This is a genomic window from Paenibacillus terricola, from assembly GCF_014779765.1.
In the GTDB taxonomy this organism is placed as follows: Bacteria; Bacillota; Bacilli; order Paenibacillales; family Paenibacillaceae; genus Paenibacillus_T; species Paenibacillus_T terricola.
Map to the genome: position 1 here is coordinate 1,372,078 of NZ_JACXZA010000001.1, position 26,236 is coordinate 1,398,313.

Here is a 26,236-nt window from a genome sequence, read left to right on the forward strand (position 1 = left end):
AATGACGGTGCTTATCACCGGGGGAAGCCGCGGCATCGGCGCTGCCATCGCGCAGCGCTTCGCCGCGGAGCGGATGAACATCATCATTCATTATTTGCAATCGCATGAAGCAGCCAACGAGACGGCGCGCCGCTGCATGCGGCTCGGGTCGAACGTGATGACAATCTCGGCTGATCTGCGCTCGAAAGAACAAATTGTCCGTATGAAGGACAAGCTGCAGGATCGCGGTTTCGTTCCAGACATACTGGTTAATAACGCTGGGGTTGCCCATTACGGGATGTTGGCTGATGTGACGGAGCAGGAATGGGATGACGTCATGTCCGTCAACCTGAAGAGCATGTTCCTCACGACACAGTTGTTTATGGCGCCGATGATTCGTCAGCGGTTCGGCCGAGTCATTAATGTGTCTTCGGTTTGGGGGCAGTCCGGCGCATCTTGCGAAGTGCTGTATTCAACGACCAAAGGCGGAATGAACGCTTTCACGAAAGCGCTGGCAAAGGAACTAGCACCTTCCGGCGTCACCGTTAATGCAGTAGCGCCTGGGGCTGTGGATACCGTTATGTTGGATAAGCTCGACAGTTCTGAGAAACAAGCGCTGGAGCAGGAAATTCCGCTGGGCCGTTTTGCACAGCCGGATGAAATTGCGTCCTTGGTTTATTTCTTATCATTACCTGAGTCAGCCTATATAACGGGTCAAATTATTAGCCCGAATGGCGGATGGATCACTTAATGAACCGAAACTGAATTGTTCGAATAGACTGGCGCATACTCGCGCACACTACAATCGTTGCCCACTCAGCCATAATGTCTGAGAATGGAGCAGATCAATGTAGGAGGCGATACCCGTGTCCACGGTTCTTTCGAATTTCGATTCTTGGAAGCAATTTTTGGCTGCTCGTCTAGAACAGGGTAAGAAATTAGGACTTTCTGAAGATACCATTGCGAATCTTGCGTATGAGATCGGCTCCTTCCTCGACGAGCGCGTCGATCCCAAAAATGAAGAGCAGCGGGTGCTCAAAGAAATTTGGGATGCCGGTGATGAAGAGGAACGCAAAACACTGGCAAGACTCATGTGCAAACTTGTACAGCATTAATGCCAGTTGTATGACAAAGGCTCCCGTCACCGGGGGCTTTTTAACACGTTAAATAAGATTTTTCTCATTTACAGTAAAATACGTATTTTTTGGACGCATATACTGACATCGAGGCTCGCAAAGTTTCCTTCGTGAAGCCTCAATAGTGGTATTCTGACGCGATTTATGCTGATTTGTGAGTGGTTAATAAGTCACTGGAACATAATTGCATTCGCTTGCAGGAAAGTGACGAAAATTGTAGAATTAATTTTTGAAGATTGAACGGCAAATGGGGACGGTGGATCAATGGAAAAGCGGCAGTGGTACATGGAATACAAAATACATAAAAATCGTCCTGGTTTGCTTGGCAATATTGCTTCCTTGCTCGGGATGATGAGCGTTAACATCTTGACGATCAACGGCGTCGAAGATCGTACGCGAGGCATGCTCCTCGAGACCGATGATGACGGCAAGATCGATCTGCTTGGCCAGATGCTTGCGAAGATGGATTACATTACGGTTAACAAGCTTCGCCCACCTACGCTGCTAGACATTCTTGCTGTAAGGCACGGGCGTTATATCGAGCGTGATTCCGATGATAAGAAGACATTTCGTTTTACACGGGATGAACTCGGTGTTCTGGTCGATTTTCTCGGAGAAATTTTCAAGCGGGAAGGCAATCAGGTTATAGGATTACGAGGCATGCCTCGTGTAGGGAAGACGGAGTCGATCATCGCTGGAAGCGTCTGCTCGAATAAACGCTGGACCTTCGTTTCGTCGACGCTGCTGCGCCAGACGGTTCGCAGTCAATTATCGGAGGAAGAAATGAATCCGAACAGCATCTTTATCATTGACGGAATCGTCAGCACCATGCGTTCCAATGAGCGCCATTACGCACTCATTCAAGAATTAATGGCAATGCCTGCCACGAAGATTATTGAGCATCCGGATATCTTCATTAAAGAATCACACTATGATTACAGCACTTTTGATACGATTATAGAGCTGCGTAATACGCCGGATGAAGAGATTTCGTATGAAGCGATTACGAACGGCTTTCATGATTTCTAGACTTTCTAGACCAGAGCATATATAGAAAAGGGACATCAGGAGGTGAAGATATGTCAGATTTAGGAGAACTGCTTAAGAAGGCAAGGGAGCAAAGCGGTTTATCGCTTGATGATATTCAAGAATCAACCAAGATCCGTAAACGGTATCTAGAAGCGATCGAAGAAGGCGATTATAAAGTACTGCCAGGGACCTTCTATGTTCGCGCATTCGTAAAGACGTACGCAGAGACGCTTGGACTGAATGCGGATGACGTACTTCGCTTATACAAACACGAAATGCCTGCTGCGCCGGTTGAGGCTGCGGTAGAGCCTATGATCAAACAGCCGCGCAGGGCGTCGCAGACATCATCCGACCGATGGAGCAAGTTCGGCTTCACGGGCATTATGCTGTCGTTCGTTATTGTTATTGCGGTAGTCGTATGGATCTACGCAATTAACAATTCCGATACGAATGATAATGCGCCTAAGGCGGACGATCAGACGAAGATTACGGATTCGATCGATTTGCCGAAGGAGACGGATCCGTCAACGGATCCACAGACGGGCACGAATACGCCTGATACAGGAACGACGGTACAGCAACCGGAGCCGCCGAAAGTCCCGGATACAACGGTTACCTTGGCGGGCAAGTCGGGCCGTATCGATCTTTACGATGTAGGACCAAGCGGCAAGGATCACGTGCTGAAGTTTACGGTTAAAGGCGGTAAGAGCTGGATTGAGGTGCGTGAAGGCGGTTCGAAAGGCAAAGAGCTTTATTCTGGTAACGCAGCTGACGGCACGGAACAGACGTTTCCGTTGAGTGGCTCCACTTATATGAATATCGGCCGTGCGGATTTAGTTGAAGTCTCGATCGATGACGTTGTTGTCGAAGACGGCAACCGGACGACGACGAAGAAGCTGCAATTCAATCCTGTGGCTGGAACTGACAACGGAACGAATACGGGCACTGGCACAGGTACAGATAATGGCGCTGGAACTGGTACTGGTGCAGCTGACCAAGAAGGCGAAGTACAGAACGTTCGATAACTTTTCGCTGAATAAAGGCATTCGCCTCAGTGCGGATGCCTTTATTTGTGAGCGCTTTTCGGTTATAATACGGCACAAGTAATGTATGTGTAATGTTCTATTCTAAAGGAGCGATCGAATTCATGAGTGCTGAAAGTTCATTCGATATTGTATCGAAGGTCGATATGCAGGAGCTTACTAACGCAATAACCCAGGCAGAGCGGGAGCTGGAGACTCGCTTCGACTTTAAGGGCAGCAAGAGCAGCATTAAGTTTGAGAAAGAAGAGCTTATTATTTCGTCGGATGACGAATTCAAGTTGAGTAACGTTATCGATATTCTCATTGCGAAGATGGTTAAACGCGGCGTTCCGGTCAAAAACCTGGATTACGGCAAAGTTGAACCAGCTAGCCATTCTACCGTCCGCCAGCACATTAAGCTGCGAACCGGCATCGAGCAGGATGTGGCGAAGAAGATCAACATTATGATCCGCGATTCGAAGCTCAAGGTGAAGAGCCAGATTCAAGGCGATCAAATTCGGGTAACAGGAAAAAGCAGAGATGACCTGCAGGGCGTAATTGCGCTGCTCCGTGGTGCAGACCTGCCGGTAGAGCTGCAGTTCATTAACTATCGATAATTCCAATTTGCAGTTTCTTCTCTAAAGTGACGTCGGTTTTGTCATTTTGACACGCTTTAGGGCATGTATTATACTTTAACTTATATGGATAGATAGCTTTATGGAGTCAGATCTGGGGGATTGCACGACATGACAGAACGACATTTCGCAATGCAATGGCTGAGCGGTGCAAGTGAACAGGACAGTAAGCCTCTCACTTGTCGAATGACAGTGGACGGCAGCTTGGATAGTATGCTAGTGGCATCCTGCAGCGGGGAGGAGATGCTGTGAACTTAGCTAACAAGATCACGATTGCCCGCATTTTTCTCGTTCCGTTCATCATGATTTTTCTATTGATCAAGTTGGATTTGGAACCGATTCACTTTGATGATTTCTCGATTACATACAATCAGATTGCAGCCGCTCTTATCTTCATCATCGCAGCGAGCACGGACGGATTGGACGGTTACATTGCTCGTAAGAACAAAATCGTAACGAACCTTGGCAAGCTGCTTGATCCACTTGCAGACAAGGTGCTTGTTGCGGCTGTCCTAATCTCGCTTGTTGAGATGGATAAACTCGATGCATGGATCGCAGTCGTTATTATTTGCCGTGAATTCGCAGTGACAGGCTTACGCCAAATCGCGCTTCTTGAGAATAAAGTTATTGCCGCAAGCAAGTGGGGCAAATGGAAGACAGCTGTTCAGATTACGATGATCATTGCGCTCATGCTGAACAATTTCCCATTCACCTTCATCGATATTCGCTTTGACATCTTCGCCAGCTGGGTTGCGGCGGTCATAACCGTATACTCGGGCATCGACTATTTTGTCAAGAACAAAAACCTGATACCGATTGCCTAAATGACGGACATCCTTCAATTCTGAAGGGTGTCCTTCCTTCCTTTAGCACTTACAATTTTGTTCCTGAGAGTGAGGACTAACCGATGAAAGCTGAAATAATCGCAGTAGGCACGGAGCTGCTTCTGGGTCAGATTGTGAATACGAATGCTCAGTTCTTGTCACGTCGATTGGCCGATCTTGGCATAGACGTATATTATCAGACGGTGGTGGGCGACAACCCGAACCGTATTCGCAGCGCAATCGAAACGGCACGCAGCCGCGCTGATTTGCTGCTGTTTACCGGTGGTCTAGGACCTACGCAGGATGATTTAACGAAGGACGTGCTGGCGGATTACCTTGGACGCGAGATGACCTACGATCAGCCTTCAATGGACAAGATTACGGCATTCTTCCAAGATCGCGGTATTCATATGGTGGAAAGCAATAAAAGACAGGCAACGTCGATTGTAGGCGCAATGCCGCTATTTAATGAGGCCGGACTTGCAGTTGGTAATGCCCTGCATGAAGACGGTACACGTTATTTGCTGCTTCCTGGGCCGCCGCGTGAGATGAAGCCCATGTTCGAAGGACCTGCTTTGACGTGGCTTCTCGGCGAATTGGGGACCGCGATTCCGCTTTATTCGAGGCTGCTTAAGTTTGCTGGCATCGGGGAATCGAAGTTGGAGCACGATCTGCTGCCATTAATTGAAGGACAGACGGATCCAACGATTGCGCCCTATGCCAAAGAAGGAGAAGTCGCGATTCGCGTGTCGACCAAGGCAACAACGGCGATGGAAGCACAGCGCAAGATCGATGTTACGGTGGATAAAATAAAACAATATGTCGGAGCGCATTTGTTCGCCCAGGAAGATATCCCGTTAGAAGAGGCTGTCGTGCGCCTGCTTCGATTGACGGGCCGTACGATGGCTTCTGCGGAGAGCTGTTCCGGCGGGTTGTTCGCTGAGCTTATTACGAACATTCCAGGCAGCAGCGGGGAATATGCTGGCGGTGTTGTTACCTATACGAATAGGATGAAGCATCAACTTCTCGGCATCCCGATGTCGCAGCTAGAAGGCGAAGGAGCACCAGGTGCGATCAGCGAGTCGACTGCTGCAATGATGGCGGAGCGAGTGAGAGAGATCGCTGATGCGGATTATGGCATTTCATTAACAGGTGTCGCTGGACCAGCTGAGTCAGAAGGCAAGCCAGTGGGACTCGTTTATTACGCTATTGCGCAACGCTCGAAGCCGACAGAAGTCCACACGATGCATCTGAGCGGGACGAGGGATATTATCCGCGTACGCGCTGTCAAAGCCGTTCTGTACCGTCTGTGGCAGGCGCTGGGCGGCGCTGAGCAGCAATAGCAGAGCTGGGGAGAGTGCTTGGCTATAATTTCTCTTGCCGAGTTTTTGAGAATCGTGCTATAGTAATCGTAGTTAACGGAGGAACCGTAGCGAATGGATCATTTGCTGCGGTTCTTTTTGTTCTTTCGGGCATCGTTCGTCTTCAGGAAGAAAAAAAAGCGAATGTATGTTCGAAAAAATGCTTGGCAACAAGAACGAAATAAGCTATGATAACACTATAAAGAGTAAAGGGATGTGAGTTACTTGTCAGATCGTCGCGCAGCGTTAGAAATGGCACTCCGCCAGATTGAGAAGCAGTTCGGTAAAGGCTCCATCATGAAACTAGGCGAATCGACACACATGCAAGTTGAGACCGTATCCAGCGGCGCGCTTGCTTTAGATATTGCCCTTGGGATCGGCGGATTTCCTCGCGGTCGTATTATTGAAGTATACGGACCGGAATCTTCCGGTAAGACGACGGTTGCACTGCATGCAATCGCAGAAGTACAGAAGATTGGTGGACAAGCTGCCTTCATCGACGCCGAGCATGCGCTCGATCCGCTGTATGCTAGCAAGCTAGGCATCAACATCGATGAGTTGCTGCTATCCCAGCCGGATACAGGCGAGCAAGCGCTCGAGATCGCGGAAGCGCTCGTTCGCAGCGGCGCGGTCGACATTATTGTTATCGACTCCGTTGCCGCACTCGTACCGAAAGCGGAGATCGAAGGCGACATGGGTGATTCCCACGTTGGTCTTCAAGCACGTCTGATGTCGCAGGCTCTTCGTAAGTTGTCTGGTGCGATTAACAAATCGAAAGTTATCGCGATCTTTATTAACCAGCTGCGTGAGAAAGTCGGCGTTATGTTCGGCAACCCAGAGACGACGCCAGGCGGACGCGCGCTTAAGTTCTACTCTAGCGTACGTCTTGATGTACGCCGTATCGAGTCGATTAAGCAAGGCAACGATATCGTCGGTAACCGCACTCGGATTAAAGTCGTGAAGAATAAGGTTGCACCTCCTTTCAAGCAAGCTGAGGTGGACATTATGTACGGCGAAGGCATATCGCGTGAGGGAAGCATTATTGATATTGGTACGGAACTTGAAATCGTTCAGAAGAGCGGAGCATGGTTCTCATACAATGGCGATCGACTGGGTCAAGGCCGTGAGAATGCGAAACAATTCTTGAAGGACAATAAAGAACTTGCTGCTACGATTGAGAAACAGATTCGTCAAGCAACGCAACTTTCTGATTCCGCTCTCCAAGCTGCAGCACTTGCAGCAGAGAAGGAAGAAGAAGAAGAGCCAACTTTCGAGGATTTGCTCTAGAACAATTGGTAATCACATAGCAAGAAGAGAACGGCACCTTATTCGAGGTGCCGTTCCTCGTTCATGAGGAGGTTACAATTGGGCGATGATTTATACGGTTACATCAGTTGAACAAGACGCGAAGCAGTACCGCCGATATCATATTTATATGAACAATGATTCGGAACCTATGTTGTCCGTTCATGAAGACCTGCTCATTCGACACCGTCTGTTTAAAGGATTAGAATTGACGGAATCTGCGATTTCCGACATACGAGCGGAGGATAATCAATACAAAGCTTATGCACTGGCGATTAACTATTTGGGATTGCGACCTCGGACGAGCAAAGAGATAGAACGGTATTTGCAGCGCAAGGAGATTGAGCCTGAACCAATCGCATATGCGATTGAGCGGTTGGAGCGGGAACGTCTCATTGATGATGAAGATTACGCGAAGCGGTTTGCCGAAAGCCGACTTCGTTCGGGCGGCAAGGGAAGGCTGCTTATTAAACAGGAATTGAAGATGCGTGGAGTGGACAAGCATACAGCAGATGCTGCATCTCAGGAGCTGGGGAGAGAGGCAGAGCAAGCAGTTGCAGATCTTGCAGCTGCTAAGAAATGGAGATCCATGACAGGCGAAATATATGACAAGCGGCGTAAACTTGCTCAATTTTTGCTGAGAAGGGGCTTTCCGATGGATGTAGCCATGCAAGCTGTGAAGCGTGCATCTGCTGATCAGGAGGCTGCTCTTGATGATGAAGAGTTAGGATGGCTTGACAATTGAATTTGTCAAAAGATAAAATGATTTTGTATTCTTTCTTTTTGAATCGATTTTCCTTCCAAAAATTGATTCGAAACAGATTATTTTCACTTAGTTTAGTCGATTATTCGGTATGGAACCGGCTAAGGACAGGGTGAAACGGCTGTCTCCATCCTTTATTTGGTTACAGAACGTTTCATTCCGGTAAAATTCAAGCGCAAGTATGAGGGAACCTCAATCGATGCCATTCGATTGGAGGGGGAAACTTATACTTACTTGGATTTAAAACAAAATATCATCCCAAGCGTTGAAACTTGGTGTGCAACGGGGAGGTGAACAAGATGCAAACGGCTGTATGGATCTTGATCGTTCTCGTTGTTGGTGCGATTTTCTTTGGGATAGGTTATTTCATTCGCAAATCGATCGCCGAAGCCAAAATTCAAAGCGCTGAGCAAGCCGCTACCGTAATCGTTGAGAATGCGAAGAAAGAAGCGGAAGCGCTGAAGAAAGAAACTGTGCTTGAGGCGAAAGATGAAGTCCACAAGCTCCGTTCTGAAGCTGAACGCGATATCCGCGAGCGGCGCAATGAAACGTCTCGTCAAGAGCGTCGTCTTCAGCAGAAAGAAGAGACTCTGGATAAAAAATTAGAAGCGCTTGAGCGCAAAGAAGAACAAGTTGCCAACAAGGAGAAACGAATCGAGGAAACGCAATCGCAAATCGATGTTCTCTACAAGCAGCAAGTAACTGAGCTGGAACGAATTTCGAATCTTTCGATGGAGGATGCACGCAGTATCATCTTGTCCAACGTAGAGCAGGAAGTTCGTCATGAAACAGCTCAGATGATCAAGGAAATCGAGCAGCAAGCGAAGGAAGAAGCAGATAAGAAAGCGCGCGACATTATCTCGTTGGCTATTCAACGTTGTGCGGCTGACCATGTTGCAGAGACGACAGTCTCTGTTGTAGCTCTTCCGAATGAGGAAATGAAAGGCCGCATCATCGGACGTGAAGGCCGCAATATTCGCGCCCTGGAAACATTGACCGGTATCGATCTCATTATCGACGATACACCGGAAGCGGTCATACTGTCGGGATTCGACCCGATTCGTCGGGAAATTGCCCGGACTTCCTTGGAGAAGCTTGTGGCAGATGGACGGATTCACCCTGCACGGATCGAAGAAATGGTCGAGAAATCTCGGAAAGAAGTGGACGAGCGTATCCGCGAATACGGGGAGCAGGCTACTTTCGAGGTTGGTGTGCATGGATTGCATCCTGACTTGATCAAAATATTGGGCCGCTTGAAATATCGTACTAGCTACGGTCAGAACGTGCTCAAGCATTCGATGGAAGTCGCGTACCTTACAGGTCTGATGGCTGCCGAGCTCGGCGAGGATATTACGCTTGCTAAGCGCGCAGGTTTGCTGCATGACATCGGTAAAGCACTTGACCATGAAGTCGAAGGTTCGCACGTTGAGATCGGCGTAGAACTTGCTAAGAAGTACAAGGAGCATCCAGTCGTTATTAACAGTATCGCATCCCACCATGGTGATTGCGAAGCGACGTCGGTTATCGCAATGCTCGTCGGCGCAGCTGACGCCTTGTCGGCAGCACGTCCGGGCGCACGCCGCGAGACACTGGAGACGTATATCAAACGTCTGGAGAAGCTCGAAGAAATTTCCGAATCGTTCGAAGGCGTCGAGAAGTCGTACGCCATTCAAGCTGGACGCGAAGTTCGCGTCATGGTTCAGCCTGAGAAGATCGACGACACGGAAGCGTTCCGCCTAGCACGCGATATCACGAAGAAAATCGAGAACGAACTCGATTATCCGGGCCATATCAAGGTTACGGTCATTCGCGAAACGCGCGCTGTCGAGTACGCGAAATAATTGAATTAAAGCAACGACGAAAGTGGCTGCTAGTCAGCCACTTTTGTTTGTTTTTCAGGGTTATCATCCGCATGATATGCTGTCGTCTTAGTCTATTCGGGTGACACCCGGCGGATGGTTAACATTACTTCAAGTATTCAATGTACATATATCGTTAACACTGCAATTGGCAGTACATAATGAACTTATAGGCAAACCAACTAATATCCAAGGGGCCAGCCCCTGACCGCACGCCCCTAACAAGAGTTGTACCCCCGCAGGGATACGCGACTCCCAGCACGATGTCACTGAGCCCCTCCAACAGCCGCTCACACGCCTCTTCCGGGGTCCAGGGGACGGAGTCCCATGGGAGGAGAATCCTCCTTGAGAGGGCGGGGGTGAAACCGAGAGTGTGGTCAGGTGTGGAATTGGATGTAACCTAATCCCCTTGAAGGGGATTAGGTATAAGAGCGATATGAGCCAACGTAAAGCGTGTCCCGCAGGGACGAAAGCGAGCACAAGCAGAACGATCGCGAGAACATTGAACACGTATGCACCAGAAGAGTCCATAACCAAACGTGTACGCATTAGAGCGTGTCCGTCAGGGATGAAAGCGGGCAGACGATCCAACAACGTACATAGATCCGTCCTTCGGGAGTCCAGAGGGCAATGCCCTTTGGGGTCCTCCCTTGCAGGGAGGATTTAGGCGGGTAGAGAAACAGGGTTACAATGAGGGTGCTAGCCCTTAAGATATCTGGTTTCATCGAAGTCGGGGGGGGGGCGTAAGGGGCGCAGCCCCTGACTTCCACAACGTCGAAAAAGAGTTGTACCCCGCAAGGGTACACGACTCCTAGCACGTTGTCACGGAGCCCCTCCAACAGCCGCTCACACGCCCCTTCCGGGGTCCAGGGGACGGGAGTCCCATGGGGTCCTCCCTTGCAGGGAGGATTTAGGTGGGTAGAGAAAATTGGGTTACAATGAGGGCGCAAGCCCTTAAGATATCTGGTTTCATCGAAGTCGAGGGTCGTAAGGGGCGCAGCCCCTGACTACCACACGTCGAACAAGAGTTGTACCCCGCAGGGGTACGCGTCTCCCAGCACGTTGTTAACTCAGCAGCACTATCGCCTCTCAAACGCCTCTTCCGGGGTCCAGGGGACGGGAGTCCCATGGGGTCCCCCTTGCAGGGAGGATTTTGGTGGGTAGAACAATTGGGTTATAGTGAGGGCGCTAGCCCTTAATCAATAAAGTTAAGGTTCTAAGGGGCGAAGCCCCTTTAACTTCAAGACAAGTAGGGGTCCAAGGGGCAACAGCCCCTTGATGAAAGAAAACCGGAGGTTTTATTATGAGAATTCTTTTTATCGGCGATATTGTCGGAAGTGTCGGAAGAGCGGCTGTGAAGAAAGTGCTGCCGGCGCTTAAGACTAAATATAATCCGCACATCATTATTGCGAACGGCGAGAACTCGGCAGCTGGCCGGGGGATTACGGCTACAATCGCGAAAGAATTGTTCGAAGCGGGCGTACACGGCATTACGATGGGCAATCATACGTGGGATAACCGTGACATCTTCGAGTGGATCGACGACGAGCAGCGCATCGTGCGCCCTGCTAACTACGCGCCGGAGGCACCGGGCAGAGGGGCAGCAATCATTAAAGCGAACGGGAAGACACTTGCGATTATTAATATTCAAGGCCGTACCTTCCTGCCGCCAATCGATTGCCCGTTCCGCACGGCGGATGCTTTGATCGAAGAGGTGAGCGACAAGACGAATCAGATTCTGGTCGACTTCCACGCAGAGGCGACGTCCGAGAAAATCGCAATGGGCTGGCATCTGGATGGCCGAGCTTCGCTTGTTGTTGGTACGCATACGCATGTGCAGACGAATGACGATCGGATTTTGCCGCAAGGAACCGCGTATCTGACAGATGTAGGGATGGTTGGACCTCGTGACGGCGTGCTTGGGATGGAGCGCACAGCGGTGCTGCACAAATTCCTGACGCAGCTGCCGACCCGGTTCGTCGTGGATGAAGGCGATTGGCACTTCCACGCTGTGTTAGTGGACACAGATGATGCGACGGGTAAAGCGACTTCGATTCAGAAGATTCGTCAAACGGAAGAGACGTTAATGTTCTTCTAGCCGCCAATTTGATCCAAAATCGATGCACCGATATTCAATTTCAAAATAAATTGTTCTAAATGTCAAACAATTCGGAATAGTGAACAAAGTACAAGCAAGAAAAGAAGGAATCTTTCTGCCTCCCTCGAATAGTTATAACTAGTGGAATTAACCCATCATTCCCGAGGAGGTACTTTTTCATGGAAGTATTAAAAGTTTCAGCAAAGTCCAATCCAAACTCTGTTGCTGGCGCGCTAGCGGGTGTTTTGAGAGAACGTGGCGGCGCAGAACTTCAGGCTATCGGGGCTGGTGCGTTAAACCAAGCGATTAAAGCAGTAGCGATTGCAAGAGGGTTCGTAGCACCAAGCGGCGTCGATCTCATTTGCATTCCAGCATTCACAGACATTGTAATCGATGGTGAAGACCGCACTGCGATCAAATTGATCGTTGAACCTAGATGATCAGTGTAGGCACGGCAGCACAATAGTTACGAAATGGATAAACCTGTTTACATATTTGTAGGCAGGTTTTTTGCATGCTGCATAACAATATAGGAAGGGATGACGTAGCAATGCGTGAATCCGCCACTTCAGGTTATCCGATAGCTGACTTTCATTGTGACGTGCTGTGGAAGCTGCTGAAGCATGAGGAGCTCTCGTTCGATGACCGATCCGAGAGCCAAATTGATGTGACACCGGGACGACTCCATGCTTCACAAGCGATTCTGCAGACGTTTGCAGTGTTTATATCTCCGCGTATGACAAGCCAGGCTGCCGTCTGGAAGAGCGTCGATTTATTTTATGAACATGTACTCTCGAATCCGAAGATGCATCTGATACGCACAGCCGCTGATATTGACTATGCGGTCCATCATGGGCAGACAGGCGCCCTGTTGTCGCTTGAAGGTGTAGACGGGCTCTATGGCGATTTCTCGATGCTAAGGCTGCTGTACCATCTCGGGCTTCGCGCAGTCGGATTGACATGGAACCACGCGAATTGGGCAGCAGATGGCGTACTGGAGCCTAGACAAGGCGGGTTGACCGCGAGAGGGGCGCAGTTCGTTGACGAATGCGAACGGCTGGGCATCATACTTGATGTGTCGCATCTGACCGAGCAAGGCTTCTGGGAACTGGCAGATCGCGTGAAGCGGCCGTTTATTGCCTCGCATTCGAATGCGAAGTCGCTATGTCCGCATGCTCGTAACTTAGCTGACGATCAGATTAAAGCACTCATAGCAATTGATGGACGGATTGGAATTACGTACGTGCCTTATTTTGTAAAAGAAGACGGGAACGCCACCATCACGGATGTTCTTCGGCATATCGAGCATGTAGCGGCACTGGGGGGAGCTAAGCAGCTTATGCTGGGTTCTGATTTCGACGGAATCGAGCAGTATGTTCAGTCGCTGCGCCATCCGGCAGACGTTCCTAAGCTTGTAGAAGCGATGCTGCGGGTATTCCCAGAACAAGTTGTAACCGATATCACCTCGGGTAATGCAATCCGGTATTTGAAAGAACAATTACCTACTGCATAGCTAGGCTGATGACACTATATTCTCTATTTAGCACGAATCTCATCGCAAAGACAGATCATTTATTCAGGTCGCGAGTCTTGCATTTTGCTGCTACCTCCCCTAAAATTTAAATGATAATTATTATTAAATTCTAATCGTACACATATATACGAATGCTGCTGCGTTCTATAAAAGAGGAGATGGACGTTTTGATCAGTCAATTATCATGGAAGATCGGGGGACAGCAGGGGGAAGGCGTTGAAAGTACGGACCGCATTTTCTCCACTGCGCTGAATCGTCTCGGCTACTACTTGTACGGATACCGCCATTTCTCTTCTCGCATCAAAGGTGGACATACGAATAATAAAATTCGGATCAGCACGAGTCCGATTCGTGCGATTTCCGATGATTTAGATATTCTTGTTGCATTCGACCAAGAGAGCATTGATCTTAATGCGCATGAGCTTCGGTCTGGCGGCGTTATCGTCGCGGATGCGAAGTTTAGCCCCGTTGTGCCAGAAGGAATTGACGCTAGACTGTTTGCTGTTCCGATCACGGCGATCGCCGAAGGTCTTGGAACATCCCTGATGAAGAACATGGTTGCTTCGGGTGCATCATGGGCACTGCTTGGACTGCCGCTCGAAGTGTTTAATAAAGCAGTAGAAGAAGAATTCGGCCGTAAAGGTGCAGCAGTCGTTGAGAAGAACATCGAGGCTGTCAAACAAGGCGCTGACTTCGTGCTTGATCAAGCAGGCGGTCCAATTGAAGCATTCAAGCTGGAGCCTGCAGACGGCAAGCAGAAGATGTTTATTATCGGTAACGAAGCAATCGGTCTCGGTACGATTGCAGCAGGCTGCCGCCTCATGTCGGCCTATCCGATTACGCCAGCATCAGAAATTATGGAATACCTCATTAAGAAACTGCCGAAGTTCGGCGGTACAGTCGTTCAGACGGAGGACGAGATTGCTGCTGTCACGATGGCAATCGGCGCGAACTATGCAGGTGTTCGCACGATGACGGCATCGGCTGGCCCAGGCTTGTCGCTCATGATGGAAGCGATCGGTCTTGCTGGTATGACGGAGCAGCCGCTCGTTATTGTAGATACGCAGCGTGGTGGTCCTTCGACAGGTCTGCCGACCAAGCAGGAGCAATCTGACTTGAACGCGATGGTGTACGGTACGCACGGTGAAATTCCGAAGGTAGTTGTTGCGCCTGCTTCGATCGAAGACTGCTTCTATGACATGATCGAGGCGTTCAACGTTGCCGAGCAGTATCAAGTGCCAGTTATCGTTATGACGGACCTTCAGCTGTCGCTGGGCAAACAATCATGCGAAATGCTCGATTACGATCAGATCGTCATTAAGCGCGGTAAATTGGTTGAAGAAGTGCCAGCGTCAGATGATAATGAACTGTTCAAGCGTTACGAGCTTACGGAAGATGGCGTATCGCCGCGTGTGCTTCCAGGTGTAAAAGGTGGTATCCACCATGTCACAGGCGTCGAGCACGATGAGACTGGACGTCCATCGGAGAGCACAACGAACCGTAAGAATATGATGGATAAACGTCTGAAGAAGCTGAATTCGCTGCAATTCCGTGATGCCATTCGAGTAGACGCTCCTTACGAGCAAGCGGACCTGCTTATTATCGGCATGGGCTCGACAGGCGGCACTATCGATGAAGCGCGCCGTAGACTAGAAGCAGACGGGCTGAAGACGAATCATGTGACGATTCGTCTGATCGCACCGTTCCCGACAGACCTGCTTACGCCGTACCTGAATAGTGCGAAGCGCGTAGTTGTTCTGGAGAACAATGCAACGGCTCAACTGGCGTCACAGATTAAGATGCACGCAGGTTACGCTGACAAAATCCATAATGTCCTCAAATATGACGGCAGCCCATTCCTGCCATCCGAAGTGTATAAAGCATGCAAGGAGTTGAACTAAGTGGCTACATTTAAAGATTTTCGCAATAACGTTAAGCCGAACTGGTGCCCAGGCTGCGGTGACTTCTCGATCCAAGCAGCGATTCAGCGGGCCGCGGCGAACGTAGGCTTAGAGCCAGAAGAGCTTGCTGTCATTTCGGGTATTGGCTGTTCGGGACGTATTTCGGGCTACATCAATGCCTATGGCCTGCACGGTATTCACGGCCGCGCACTTCCAATTGCACAAGGCGTTAAGCTCGCTAACCGCGAGCTGACGGTTATCGCATCCGGCGGTGACGGCGACGGCTTCGCGATCGGTATGGGCCATACGGTTCATGCGATTCGCCGAAACTTGGACATTACGTATATCGTAATGGATAACCAAATCTATGGCCTGACGAAAGGCCAGACATCGCCTCGCAGCGCCGAAGGCTTCAAGACGAAGTCGACGCCAGAAGGCTCGATCGAGACGACGTTGTCGCCGCTCGAGATTGCGCTGTCGGCAGGCGCAACGTTCGTTGCACAATCGTTCTCCAGCGATCTGAAGCAGCTGACGGCACTGATTGAGCAGGGCATGGCGCACAAAGGTTTCTCGTTCATCAACGTGTTCAGCCCTTGCGTAACGTTCAACAAGGTGAATACGTATGACTGGTTCAAGGAGAACATCGTGAACCTGGCAGAGTTCCCGGACTACGATCCGACGAACCGCATACAAGCGATGACCAAGATCATGGAGACGGGCGGCTTGCTGACAGGTCTTATCTATCAGAACAAAGAACGCAAGTCTTACGAAGATATGATCGTTGGCTTCAAGGAAGAGGCGCTCAGCTCGCAATCGCTCGACATTAGTCGCGAATCGTTCGACAAGTTGGTTGCCGAGTTCCAATAATAACAGGTATAATAAGGCATACGGCTAACGATTAGTCGTATGCCTTTTCTTGTTTTTTACAATAGTGATAGCATTAAAGGACGGCGATGAAGCGATGGCGAAGATGGTACCAGTGGGCGTATCTGCCCGACACATTCATTTGACAGCGGAGCATGTACAGATCTTGTTCGGCGCTGGCTATGAGCTGACAGAGATGAAACCATTGTCTCAGCCAGGCCAATATGCTGCGAATGAGACAGTTGCTGTTGTTGGCCCTAAAGGGTCGTTCCAGAAGGTTCGCATTCTGGGTCCGGTACGTCCAGCGACTCAGCTTGAGATTTCACGTACGGATGCATTCGCGATTGGCGTGAAGCCGCCTGTTCGCGAGTCTGGTGATATTAAAGGTTCGGCGGGCATTACGATTCAAGGTCCTGTCGGCGAGGTAACGATTGAAGAAGGCGTTATTGTTGCGGCTCGTCATATTCATTTCCATACTAGCGATGCAGAGCAATGGGGTATCGTGGACAAGCAGAAGCTGCGCGTACGTGTAGGCGGCGACCGCGGCGTTGTATTCGAGAATGTCGTTGCGCGGGTGTCACCGAATTTTGCGCTGGACATGCATATCGACACCGATGAAGCGAATGCGGCAGGCGTGGAGAATGGACAACAAGCGGAGATTATCGATTAATAAAATTGCTCTCACAGCACAAGAAGCGGTCATCACTGGAGTTATCCAGTGATGACCGCTTCTTCATGTTTAGTAGATCAGTTGTGCGAAGACCGGCAGGGCGATAATTGCAAGCAGGGCTGCAATAATCATTGACACGCTGGCAATGGCTCCGGCAAGCGAACCAAGCTCGAACGCTTTGGACGTGCCCGCGCCATGCGCGGACGTGCCAAGCATCACGCCTCGCGTAACATCGCTCTCGACGTGAAGCATGCGTATGACTGCAGGGCCGAACAAGCTGCCTGTCAGCCCGGTAACCATGACAAGCGCAGCGGTGAAGGCCGGATTGCCGCCAAGCGTGGCAGATAAGTTCATGGCGATTGGCGTCGTCACAGACCGGGGGATCAAGCTCTCGGTAAGCGTAGCGTTGAAGTGGAATAATCCGCCAGCAGCTGCAGCGCAGATAACAGATGCAGCTGAGCCTGCGATAACGCCGCAGACGATTTCAAGCGCATGCTTCTTCAGCACATCAAAATGCCGATACAGCGGTACGGCTAATGCAACCGTTGCGGGCTTAAGCAGATCAGACAGCCAGTGTGCGCCGCTATCGAAGTCAGTGTATGGAATGCCAGTAATGAGCAGCAAGCCAATGAGCAGCAGCGGCGTAACGAGAACTGGCGTGAGAATGAACAATGAGAATCGAGCGTAAAGCGCGCGCGACGCGATATAGATGCCGATCGTAACGAGTAGGCAAATCAATGGGATCATGAATGGCTCACCTCGTCATGCCTTCTAAGACGGCGTCTCCCTTTGCCAGCTTGGATAACGGCTGATGGGAGTGCAATAATTGCCATCACAACGATTGTTCCGATCATAACGGCGGCGAGCAGAGTTACTCCATTCGTACGTACGATGTCCTCGTATTGAATAATGCCGACGCACGGCGGTATGAAGAAGAGCAGCATTTGTGCGAGCAGCCAGTTCGCGCCTCGTTCAATCCAGCGGAGCCGTATGGTACCGCTTTTAAGCAGGGCGAACAAAATAATAGCGCCGATGATGCTTCCGGGAACGGGCAAATGAAGCCATTGTGCCGCCCGGTCTGATCCAAACGCGAGCGCCGTAAGCAAGGCGATCTGCGCAATGGTGAGCGACAAATTTTTGAATAAAGCCATGTTGATGCAGTCCCCTTTCGTTCATGACAAGTATACGAGCGAATGTAATATAGGTAAAATGAATAATAAGAATGATGTTCATGAATTTGGTCTATGGGCGGGGATACGCAATCGATATCAAACATTTGCAATATGTCATAGAAGTTGCTAGGACAGGCAGCTTCACGAAAGCGGCTCAGACGATGTTCGTCAGCCAGCCTACAATCAGTAAAATGATTAAGTCTGTGGAGGAAGAGTTGGGCGTCGAGTTGTTTGATCGCTCTGGTTCCCGCATCGTACCAACGGACGTCGGCCAATTGATTGTGGATCAGGCGAATGTGATCGCGCATGCCTTTGATAATTTGACGACAGGGCTTGATGAGCTCGCTTCGCTCCGGAGAGGAAAGCTGCGCATTGGTCTGCCGCCGATGGCAGGGGCTAGTTATTTTGCAGAACCAATCGGACGGTTTCACGCGATGTATCCGGGAATATCAATCGAGTTGGCGGAGGATGGCGCTAAGCGCATAGAAGCCGATATTGAGAATGGTGCGCTTGATTTCGGCGTCGTGCTGCTGCCAACGAAATCGGAGCTGTTCGAATCGATCCTGATCGCCGATGAACGGCTAATGGTTCTGGTGCATCCGGAGCATCGGTATGCGGCTAGAGGACGAATTGCATTGACGGAGCTTGAGCCGGAACCGCTCATCTCGTTCAGTGAAGGGTTCGCGCTGCATGATCGAATCCCCGCCGCATGTCTATCTGAAGGATTCCGTCCTAACATTGTGTGCGAAAGCTCGCAGTGGGATCTTATTGTAAGACTCGTTGCTGCCAATCTAGGCGCTGCCCTGCTGCCGGAATCGATCTGCCGGGAAGCGGGAGATGGTGTCGCTGCCGTCGCCTTGGACCAGCCAATTATTCCATGGCGGCTTGCATTCGTATGGCGCAAGGATCGTTATTTGTCTTACGCGGCGAAGGAATGGATCCGGTTCCTGCGGACATGGTTTCCGGAGGGGCTGCAATAATATTTTTCACGAATAAGGAGAATGGAAATTGTTATAGGTAGATGGTATAATTCCTTGATGGAACGATAATTAAAGTTTAATAGGCTGTTCAACAAGCACGCTTTTGATCACGATGAACACGAGCTTTAATAGAGAGATACGTGTTGATGAGGGGAAGTGAGACAACAGTGAGCAAGAATGAGTCAAAGGACTACTCTAGATATTTCGATTTTAGCGGTGCGAAAGTCGTAAGCGAAGAAGAGGGTAAGATCACTTACCGCATCAACGGCAGAAACATTCAGATACATGCTGCGCCTAACCATAAAGAAGAGAAGCGCAGGGGCAAAGAAGATGTTCAGGTTCATGCATTCGGGAATGCAGAAACCGAGCATATCATGGACGGCTTCAGAGCTATGAACGAAGCGAAGCAGCATTACTATCTGATTCAAACGTACGGCTGCCAGATGAACGAGCATGACACGGAAGTCATGAAAGGCATGTTCGAACAGATGGGCTATGCGCCGACCGAAGATCGACTTGAAGCAGACGTTATTTTACTCAATACTTGTGCCATTCGGGAAAATGCGGAAGATAAAGTGTTCGGCGAACTCGGCCACCTGAAATCACTGAAACGCGAACGTCCGAACTTGTTAATCGGCGTTTGCGGTTGTATGTCACAGGAAGAATCCGTTGTCAACCGTATCATGGAGAAGCAGCAGCATGTGGATATCGTATTTGGTACCCACAACATTCACCGTCTGCCGAACCTGCTTCAGAACGCTTATTATAACAAAGAGATGGTCGTCGAAGTATGGTCCAAGGAAGGCGACATCATCGAGAATCTGCCGAAGAAACGCGAAGGCATGCGGGCTTGGGTCAACATTATGTACGGCTGCGATAAATTCTGTACATACTGCATCGTACCCTATACGCGCGGCAAAGAGCGTAGTCGTCGACCGGAGGATGTTATCGCCGAGGTGCGAGAGTTGGCGCGTCAAGGCTACAAAGAAATAACACTGCTCGGCCAGAACGTTAATGCCTATGGCAAAGACTTCGAAGATCGTGAGTATCGGTTCGGTGACCTGATGGCGGACATTTCGAGGATCGATATCCCGCGCATTCGGTTCACAACGAGTCATCCGCGTGATTTCGACGATCATCTGATCGAGGTGTTGGCAGGCAAAGGCAATCTTGTGGAGCACATTCACTTGCCTGTACAATCCGGCAGTACGGAAGTATTGAAACGAATGAGCCGTAAGTATAGCCGTGAACATTTCATCGACTTGGTGAAACGAATTAAGAAAGCGATTCCCGGCGTCGTGCTTACGACCGATATTATCGTTGGATTCCCTGGTGAGACCGAAGAGCAATTCGAAGAGACATTGTCACTCGTCCGTGAAGTTGGCTTCGAGATGGCATACACATTCATCTACTCGCCGCGCGAAGGCACGCCTGCTGCTGGCATGGAGGACAACGTTCCGTTCGAAGAGAAGCGTGAACGGCTTGCTCGTCTGAATGGGCTAATGGCAGAGCTTGGACGCGTAGGCAATGAGAAGCTGTATGGTCAAATCGTCGAGGTATTGGTAGAGGGCGAGAGCAAGAACAACGCGAACGTACTGTCCGGCCGCACGCGGACGAACAAGCTCGTTCACTTCGAAGGACCGAAGGAATGGATTGGGCAATTCATTCATGTCCGTGTAACGGAGCCTCTCACTTGGCATATTAAGGGAGAACCTGTATTGCATACCGAAGAAGCTGTATCTTAATCGCATAGATAAAGCAAACGTAACGATAGGAGAGATTAGAATGGCAGAACAGCACGCACATACTTGCGGCGGACACGACCACGATCATGATCACGAAGGACGGTGTGTTCCAAGCTTCCATACCCGTGATTTGATCGTTCGTAAGGACGTCATGGAGAAGGCAAAAGAATTGGCAGACTTGATCTACACTTCCGAGGAGGTACAGCGTTACCGTCAAGCGGAGAAGCAAATTCAAGCACATGAGCGCGTACAATCGGTTATGGCGCTGCTGAAGAAGAAGCAGAAGGAAGTCGTTGCGTTCGAGAAAACGTTCAAGAACGAAGCAATGGCGAAGAAGATCGAGGAAGAAATGGCTGAGCTGCAGGATGAGCTGGACGGCATGCCGATCGTATCGCAATTCCAGCAAAGCCAATCCGATATCAATTACATGCTTCAGCTCGTTATCGGCGTTGTTCGCGATACGGTTGCACAGAAGCTTGAAGTGGAAGGCGCAACGGAGCAGGATGAGCCTGCGGATTGCAGCAACTAATCCTTCTACAATAATGAAACAGGAAGAGCTTTTGAGCTTTTCCTGTTTTTTTATTACCATTTTAGGAAAGAATACAGCACGGAATTGATCATGATTTGACATTATTGATAAAACCGATAAAACAAAGTGGTCAACTATGATTGACCTTGTTAACGTTTTTTATCATAATGAAGAAGTGAAGATGTACATAATCGGAAGGAGAGATTAACTAGCATGCGTCCTTTTGTCTACCACAATCCAACTAAACTTTACTTCGGGGATCAGTCGCTGCGTCATATTACGGCTGAAGCTGAGAAATATGGGAAGAAAGTGCTGCTTGTATATGGCGGCGGCAGCATCAAGCGCAATGGCTTGTATGATGAGGTCAATGAACTGTTGAACCAAGCGGGCTGCACCGTTTATGAATTGGCTGGCGTTGAGCCTAACCCGCGTCTGTCGACGGTACATCGCGGTGCGGATATCATTCGCCAAGAGGGCATCGACTGGGTGCTCGCAGTAGGTGGAGGCAGTACGCTCGACTGTGCCAAAGCAATTGCAGCAGCGGCGAAGTATGACGGCAGCTTCTGGGATATTGTGACTAGAAAAGCAACTGTACAGTCCGCTTTGCCGCTCGGCACGATCTTAACGCTTGCAGCGACGGGTTCGGAGATGAACTCGAACTCCGTTATTACGAATGAAGTGACAGAAGAGAAACACGGCTGGGCTAGCCCGCACGTGTATCCGGCTTTCTCGATTCTAGATGCGAAATGGACGGCGTCTGCACCGAAGGATCATACGGTATATGGCATGGTCGATATGATGGCTCACGTGTTCGAGCAATATTTTCACCACGACAACCGTACGCCTGTACAAGACGGCTTCTGTGAGTCGATTCTCCGTGCCGTCGTTGAAACGGCTCCTCATCTGGTCAACGACCTGACGAACCTGCAGTATCGCGAAACGATTCTGTACAGCGGTACGATGGCATTGAACGGTACGCTGTCGATGGGCATTCTCGGCGACTGGGCGAACCACGATATGGAGCATGCGGTATCGGCGGTTTATGACATTCCGCATGGCGGCGGCCTTGCGATTTTGTTCCCGAACTGGATGACGTATGTATTGGACGATAACGTTGCTCGTTTCCGCCAATTTGCTGTGAACGTGTTCGGAATTCGTGAAGATGGCCGTTCAGACCGTGAGATTGCCGAGGCAGGCATTAAAGCGCTGCGCGAGTTCTGGAATTCGATCGGCGCGCCTTCGCGTCTGTCCGATTACAATATCGACGCCAGCCGTTTCGAAGAAATGGCAGAGAAAACGGTCGGCAATGGTACGCGCGGTCACTTCCGCGAGTTGACCAAAGAAGATGTTGTGAACATCTATCGTCTGTCGTTGTAGAGATTGGATAAGGGTTTGATCCATCCATAAGCACATAGGTGCAAAAAAACAGGGAGAGCCTAGTGGCTCATCCCTGTTTGGTGTGCTGCGGAAGTGGGGCTTGTCGATTGTTTGGCCCGATAAATCGCGATGAACGGATAAAGCGACATCGTGATGGCTGTTGCAACTACAGCTTTCAAAGCGTCGCCTAACAGATACGGATAGCAGCCTTTGACCATTGCCAAGTGGAATGAATAATCCAAGGAATGCATCAGCCAAGGTACGCCGCCTACGTAGCTGAGGAGCGAGCCAAACACTTCGAAGATAAGGAAAAGTCCAACAATTGTCGTGGTCCGGTTCGACGAGAACCGGCTGTTCATCAGCATGACTACGAATAAACCGACGAAGAAGGCATTAAACGGGAATGCGGCGATAAAACCGCCCGTTGGACCGGTCATATAAGATAGGCCGCCTTGACCGTGAAGCAGCGGCAGTCCCGTTGCGGCGAGCAGCAGCACGATCGTTATGCTGGTGAAGCCCAATCTTGCGCCGAGGAAGGCACCTGCGAGCATGACGGCTAGATTCTGAAGCGTGATCGGTACAGCCGAGAAGCCTAGATCGAATTTGACGGAGCTAAGCGCGATGAACAATGCGCCGAATAGTGCGGTGAATACGATACTGCGAATATTGAATGCTTTCATAGATTGCACCTTCCTATGTACGTCGTTATATGTTAACCTAATATCAATTGAATCTGGTTAACGAAAAGAATCATAGCATACGTTTATCGATATAGGAAGAGGTTGGGTGAATTTTTTGCATCGAAATCGTTGGAAGCTAGAATCCGTTGATCTGTTCGTGCAGGCAGCGGTTATGCATAAGTCTGGTGCTGGTGGCGAGAGACAACCGCTCATACATACGAGGGAGCATCAATTGCTCTTTAATATTGATCTGTCAATTAAGTCTGGCGAGTGGGTGTTTATTGTCGGAACGAATGGCAGTGGCAAAAGCACGCTTGCGCGTCTGCTTGCAGGGCTTGGTCAGCCACGAGTAAGTGGCGTGATGACAAGTGCGACAGGTGCTTCATTCGCTCCGCTCGTTACGCAGAATCCGGAAGCAGCACTTGTTGGCATGACGCCAGAAGAAGACGCTATCCTGCTGCTGGAGCAGCTTGCTGTACCTCCTGAAGAGATGGCTAGCCGGATTGATGCCGCTATGCGCATCACTGGATTAACCGAATGGATGAAGCAGCCAATCGCGCAGTTGTCCGGCGGTCAGAAGCAGCTTGCAGCCATTGCAGGTTGCATCGCTAGCGAAGCGGATGCTCTTATTGTGGATGAACCGACGGCGATGCTCGATCCTCATGCGTCGACAGCAGTGATGGCCGCTTTACGAGAGCTTCATCGAAGAGGAACGACGATTGTCTGGGTCACGCAGCGTCTGGAAGAGTTGATTGAAGGTGATCGGGTTGTCGCGATGAAAGATGGGCGGATTACATTCGATGGAAGTACGGAGCATTTCTATATAAGGTCTAGTAAGAAAAGCCCATGTGAAGAAGCGGGTCTGGATGCGACGTATGTAGTGGAGACCGTGTGGGAATTACAGCAATCAGGTGTTGCACTCGAGCCTCCAATGCCGCTCACGGCATCATCACTTGCAAAGGCGGTGAGCAGCTATGCGCAGCAACGGCAGCCTGCATGTCCATGATCTTAGCGTACTTGTCGACGGTAAGACGATTGTGAACGCTCTATCTGCGGCGTTTCCGGCAGGTCGGATTACGTTAATTGTCGGGCATAACGGCGCTGGCAAATCAACGGTGCTCGAAACGTTAGCGGGGCTTCGCGAACCGGCTGGAGGCATCATTCAACTAGCGGATCAGCAGCTGTGGTTGAAGAAGAAGCTCAATAAGGAATACTTGATGCAGATTGGTGTTTCCTTGCAGCAGTCATCCGCACAGTGGTTTCTGTCGACGGTGGCGGACGAGTTCCGTTATTCTATGCGCCCTTATCAGCTCAGCGGTGAAGAGATGAATGCACGTATGGAGGATGCGTTAGCGGCAGTAGGTCTGGAATCGGAGCGATTCCTGGAGCGGGATCCGAAGACGCTGAGCGGAGGTCAGCAGCGGCGATTGTCGCTCGCGATGCTGGCAGCGTGCCAGCCGCAATGGCTGCTGCTCGATGAGCCGACGGCGGGACTGGATGCTGATGGAATCCAACAGTTGTGTGTGTTGCTAATGAAGCATCGCGCAGCAGGAGGAAGTGCAATCATCGTCGCGCACGACTTGGAGGTTCTGCTCCCAATATCAGATGCGGTCCTTGAGATAGATAATGGCTCTGCCGTATCGATCGGAATCCGACCAGCGGTTCAGTACGCGGCGTCATTAGCCGCTTCAACGGATAGCGGTCCGCTGCCCCAGCCGCTGGAGACAGCAGCCTTCCTGCATCAAGCAGGCATCAAGCTGCCGGCTTCGGATGAAGCATGGATGGAACCGAAGGCTCTTGCTGCTGCATTAACACAGCAACTACTAAGCGGAGATCATCATGCTGTTGCTCAATCAGGCAGTCAGGCCATTGTGAATCCTCCCGATCGGCCGGATAGCATAACCGATTCTGAAGATGCTGCAGTATTGATAACAGCAGCGAATCCATCCATTCAACATACGAATAGGCAAGCACCCCGCAGCAATACGAGAGTGATACCATCCGATCGATTTGATCCGCGTGCTGTCGTACTCAGTTATTTGCTGTTTGCTACAGGCATCCTGCTGCAGCAGAACTGGTGGGGCTTGCTCGTCGCGACGTTGTTTGCTTCGGCATTCGTCTGGTGGCCGCTTCGATATACGATTACGCCTTGGCGCAATGCCATTATTCTCTATATCCGAATGGTGATTGTATTCATTCTGTTCGCGGGAATCAAGCTGACTTCCATCGGCTACGATTGGCATCCGGTAGTGGAGACTGGTTTCCGTCTTAGTAAGCTGCTCGTAGTGATGGTGACGGGCCTTCCGATCGCTGCGTTGGTTACACCAATCCGTCTTCAGCGAGCGATTGAACAATCGCTTGGCTGGCTGCGTAAGATCAAGCTGCCAATAGACGCATTAGCTTTAACGGTTGCCCTTATTTTTCGATTCTTGCCGATGATCAAGCAAGAGTGGGAACGCTTCGTTCGTATTGCGCATGCAAGGGGCAAATCGACCACACGGCCAGGTAAGCTGCCTGCTCGAATGTTGTACGCGATTACGGCGCCTTTCATGTTGGCCATGCTTCGTGGCGCGGATGAGATGACAGATGCGCTGGAAGCCCGGGGATACGGAAGAATGGGCGGCAGTACACCTACTCGTGGAATTGTACTCAGATGGTCGATCTCGGACAGCAAGCTTACAGTGGTGTTTGGCATTTTATTCGCTATCTTGTATTGGTTATAACAAAAAGTCCGCATGCCCAGACGCAGCATGCGGACTTTCTTATGTGCATA

At 50.3% G+C, this 26,236-nt stretch carries 26 protein-coding genes; 23 read left to right on the plus strand and 3 right to left on the minus strand.

The features are described from left to right. Window position 1: 1 nt before the first annotated feature. The 17 genes from ymfI (at window position 2) to pduL (ending at window position 16,980) form a co-directional block, all read left to right on the plus strand. On the plus strand, window positions 2-730 hold the full coding sequence (ymfI, locus tag H8B09_RS06035; protein ID WP_191202830.1) for an elongation factor P 5-aminopentanone reductase: 729 nt from the start codon (window positions 2-4) through the stop codon (window positions 728-730). Between the two features lie 115 nt (window positions 731-845). Further along, the gene (locus H8B09_RS06040) at window positions 846-1,094 is read left to right on the plus strand and encodes a DUF3243 domain-containing protein (protein ID WP_191202509.1); all 249 of its coding nucleotides are present in this window, start codon (window positions 846-848) and stop codon (window positions 1,092-1,094) included. A 285-nt stretch (window positions 1,095-1,379) separates the two neighbouring features. Then, window positions 1,380-2,144 carry a DUF3388 domain-containing protein gene (locus H8B09_RS06045; RefSeq protein WP_191202510.1) on the plus strand — a complete coding sequence of 255 codons (765 nt, stop codon included), beginning with the start codon at window positions 1,380-1,382 and terminating at the stop codon, window positions 2,142-2,144. Between the two features lie 50 nt (window positions 2,145-2,194). Beyond that, a complete protein-coding gene (locus H8B09_RS06050) occupies window positions 2,195-3,169 on the plus strand; it encodes a RodZ domain-containing protein (RefSeq protein ID WP_191202511.1) in 975 nt (324 codons plus the stop codon). 122 nt (window positions 3,170-3,291) lie between these two features. After that, window positions 3,292-3,783 (plus strand): YajQ family cyclic di-GMP-binding protein, encoded by a 492-nt coding sequence (locus H8B09_RS06055; protein ID WP_191202512.1) that lies wholly within the window; start codon window positions 3,292-3,294, stop codon window positions 3,781-3,783. Between the two features lie 129 nt (window positions 3,784-3,912). Beyond that, entirely contained in the window at window positions 3,913-4,053 is a 141-nt protein-coding gene (locus H8B09_RS06060; protein ID WP_191202513.1) for a hypothetical protein, read from the plus strand. Continuing rightward, window positions 4,050-4,625 carry a CDP-diacylglycerol--glycerol-3-phosphate 3-phosphatidyltransferase gene (gene pgsA, locus H8B09_RS06065; protein WP_191202514.1) on the plus strand — a complete coding sequence of 192 codons (576 nt, stop codon included), beginning with the start codon at window positions 4,050-4,052 and terminating at the stop codon, window positions 4,623-4,625. The genes H8B09_RS06060 and pgsA overlap by 4 nt, the downstream gene beginning before the upstream one ends. A gap of 83 nt (window positions 4,626-4,708) precedes the next feature. Then, entirely contained in the window at window positions 4,709-5,968 is a 1,260-nt protein-coding gene (locus H8B09_RS06070) for a competence/damage-inducible protein A (RefSeq protein WP_191202515.1), read from the plus strand. A gap of 243 nt (window positions 5,969-6,211) precedes the next feature. Continuing rightward, a complete protein-coding gene (gene recA, locus H8B09_RS06075) occupies window positions 6,212-7,273 on the plus strand; it encodes a recombinase RecA (RefSeq protein WP_191202516.1) in 1,062 nt (353 codons plus the stop codon). An 85-nt stretch (window positions 7,274-7,358) separates the two neighbouring features. Beyond that, on the plus strand, window positions 7,359-8,036 hold the full coding sequence (locus H8B09_RS06080; protein WP_191202517.1) for a regulatory protein RecX: 678 nt from the start codon (window positions 7,359-7,361) through the stop codon (window positions 8,034-8,036). Between the two features lie 317 nt (window positions 8,037-8,353). Beyond that, window positions 8,354-9,895, plus strand: coding sequence for a ribonuclease Y (gene rny, locus H8B09_RS06085; protein WP_191202518.1), 1,542 nt, complete (start codon window positions 8,354-8,356; stop codon window positions 9,893-9,895). 1,321 nt (window positions 9,896-11,216) lie between these two features. Continuing rightward, a complete protein-coding gene (locus tag H8B09_RS06090) occupies window positions 11,217-12,011 on the plus strand; it encodes a TIGR00282 family metallophosphoesterase (RefSeq protein ID WP_191202519.1) in 795 nt (264 codons plus the stop codon). Between the two features lie 179 nt (window positions 12,012-12,190). Continuing rightward, window positions 12,191-12,451, plus strand: coding sequence for a stage V sporulation protein S (locus tag H8B09_RS06095; RefSeq protein ID WP_006211249.1), 261 nt, complete (start codon window positions 12,191-12,193; stop codon window positions 12,449-12,451). Window positions 12,452-12,561: 110 nt separating this feature from the next. Then, entirely contained in the window at window positions 12,562-13,524 is a 963-nt protein-coding gene (locus H8B09_RS06100; protein ID WP_191202520.1) for a dipeptidase, read from the plus strand. Window positions 13,525-13,712: 188 nt separating this feature from the next. Beyond that, complete coding sequence (locus H8B09_RS06105; RefSeq protein ID WP_191202521.1) at window positions 13,713-15,446, plus strand: 2-oxoacid:acceptor oxidoreductase subunit alpha; 1,734 nt, start codon at window positions 13,713-13,715, stop codon at window positions 15,444-15,446. After that, on the plus strand, window positions 15,447-16,313 hold the full coding sequence (locus H8B09_RS06110) for a 2-oxoacid:ferredoxin oxidoreductase subunit beta (RefSeq protein WP_191202522.1): 867 nt from the start codon (window positions 15,447-15,449) through the stop codon (window positions 16,311-16,313). A gap of 94 nt (window positions 16,314-16,407) precedes the next feature. Continuing rightward, window positions 16,408-16,980 (plus strand): phosphate propanoyltransferase, encoded by a 573-nt coding sequence (gene pduL, locus H8B09_RS06115; protein ID WP_191202523.1) that lies wholly within the window; start codon window positions 16,408-16,410, stop codon window positions 16,978-16,980. A gap of 69 nt (window positions 16,981-17,049) precedes the next feature. Here pduL and H8B09_RS06120 read toward each other — a convergent pair whose 3' ends face one another. After that, window positions 17,050-17,727, minus strand: a complete 678-nt coding sequence (locus H8B09_RS06120; protein ID WP_191202524.1) for an LrgB family protein — start codon at window positions 17,725-17,727, stop codon at window positions 17,050-17,052. Further along, window positions 17,724-18,131 carry a CidA/LrgA family protein gene (locus H8B09_RS06125; protein WP_191202525.1) on the minus strand — a complete coding sequence of 136 codons (408 nt, stop codon included), beginning with the start codon at window positions 18,129-18,131 and terminating at the stop codon, window positions 17,724-17,726. Before H8B09_RS06125 ends, H8B09_RS06120 begins: the two co-directional genes overlap by 4 nt. A gap of 110 nt (window positions 18,132-18,241) precedes the next feature. On the opposite strand from H8B09_RS06125, the gene H8B09_RS06130 reads away from it, so the two are divergent. The 4 genes from H8B09_RS06130 (at window position 18,242) to H8B09_RS06145 (ending at window position 22,783) form a co-directional block, all read left to right on the plus strand. Then, window positions 18,242-19,132, plus strand: a complete 891-nt coding sequence (locus tag H8B09_RS06130) for a LysR family transcriptional regulator (protein WP_191202831.1) — start codon at window positions 18,242-18,244, stop codon at window positions 19,130-19,132. A 146-nt stretch (window positions 19,133-19,278) separates the two neighbouring features. Next, complete coding sequence (gene miaB / locus H8B09_RS06135; RefSeq protein ID WP_191202526.1) at window positions 19,279-20,877, plus strand: tRNA (N6-isopentenyl adenosine(37)-C2)-methylthiotransferase MiaB; 1,599 nt, start codon at window positions 19,279-19,281, stop codon at window positions 20,875-20,877. A gap of 40 nt (window positions 20,878-20,917) precedes the next feature. Beyond that, window positions 20,918-21,406: a YlbF/YmcA family competence regulator gene (locus H8B09_RS06140; RefSeq protein WP_191202527.1), complete on the plus strand. Its 489-nt coding sequence runs from the start codon at window positions 20,918-20,920 to the stop codon at window positions 21,404-21,406. Between the two features lie 213 nt (window positions 21,407-21,619). Further along, window positions 21,620-22,783, plus strand: coding sequence for an iron-containing alcohol dehydrogenase (locus tag H8B09_RS06145; protein ID WP_191202528.1), 1,164 nt, complete (start codon window positions 21,620-21,622; stop codon window positions 22,781-22,783). 59 nt (window positions 22,784-22,842) lie between these two features. Here H8B09_RS06145 and H8B09_RS06150 read toward each other — a convergent pair whose 3' ends face one another. Then, on the minus strand, window positions 22,843-23,463 hold the full coding sequence (locus tag H8B09_RS06150) for a biotin transporter BioY (protein ID WP_191202529.1): 621 nt from the start codon (window positions 23,461-23,463) through the stop codon (window positions 22,843-22,845). Window positions 23,464-23,569: 106 nt separating this feature from the next. Between H8B09_RS06150 and H8B09_RS06155 the strand changes: the two genes are divergently transcribed. Continuing rightward, a complete protein-coding gene (locus H8B09_RS06155; protein ID WP_191202530.1) occupies window positions 23,570-24,469 on the plus strand; it encodes an ATP-binding cassette domain-containing protein in 900 nt (299 codons plus the stop codon). Then, window positions 24,438-26,186, plus strand: coding sequence for an ATP-binding cassette domain-containing protein (locus H8B09_RS06160; RefSeq protein ID WP_191202531.1), 1,749 nt, complete (start codon window positions 24,438-24,440; stop codon window positions 26,184-26,186). Before H8B09_RS06155 ends, H8B09_RS06160 begins: the two co-directional genes overlap by 32 nt. The last annotated feature ends 50 nt before the right edge of the window (window positions 26,187-26,236 follow it).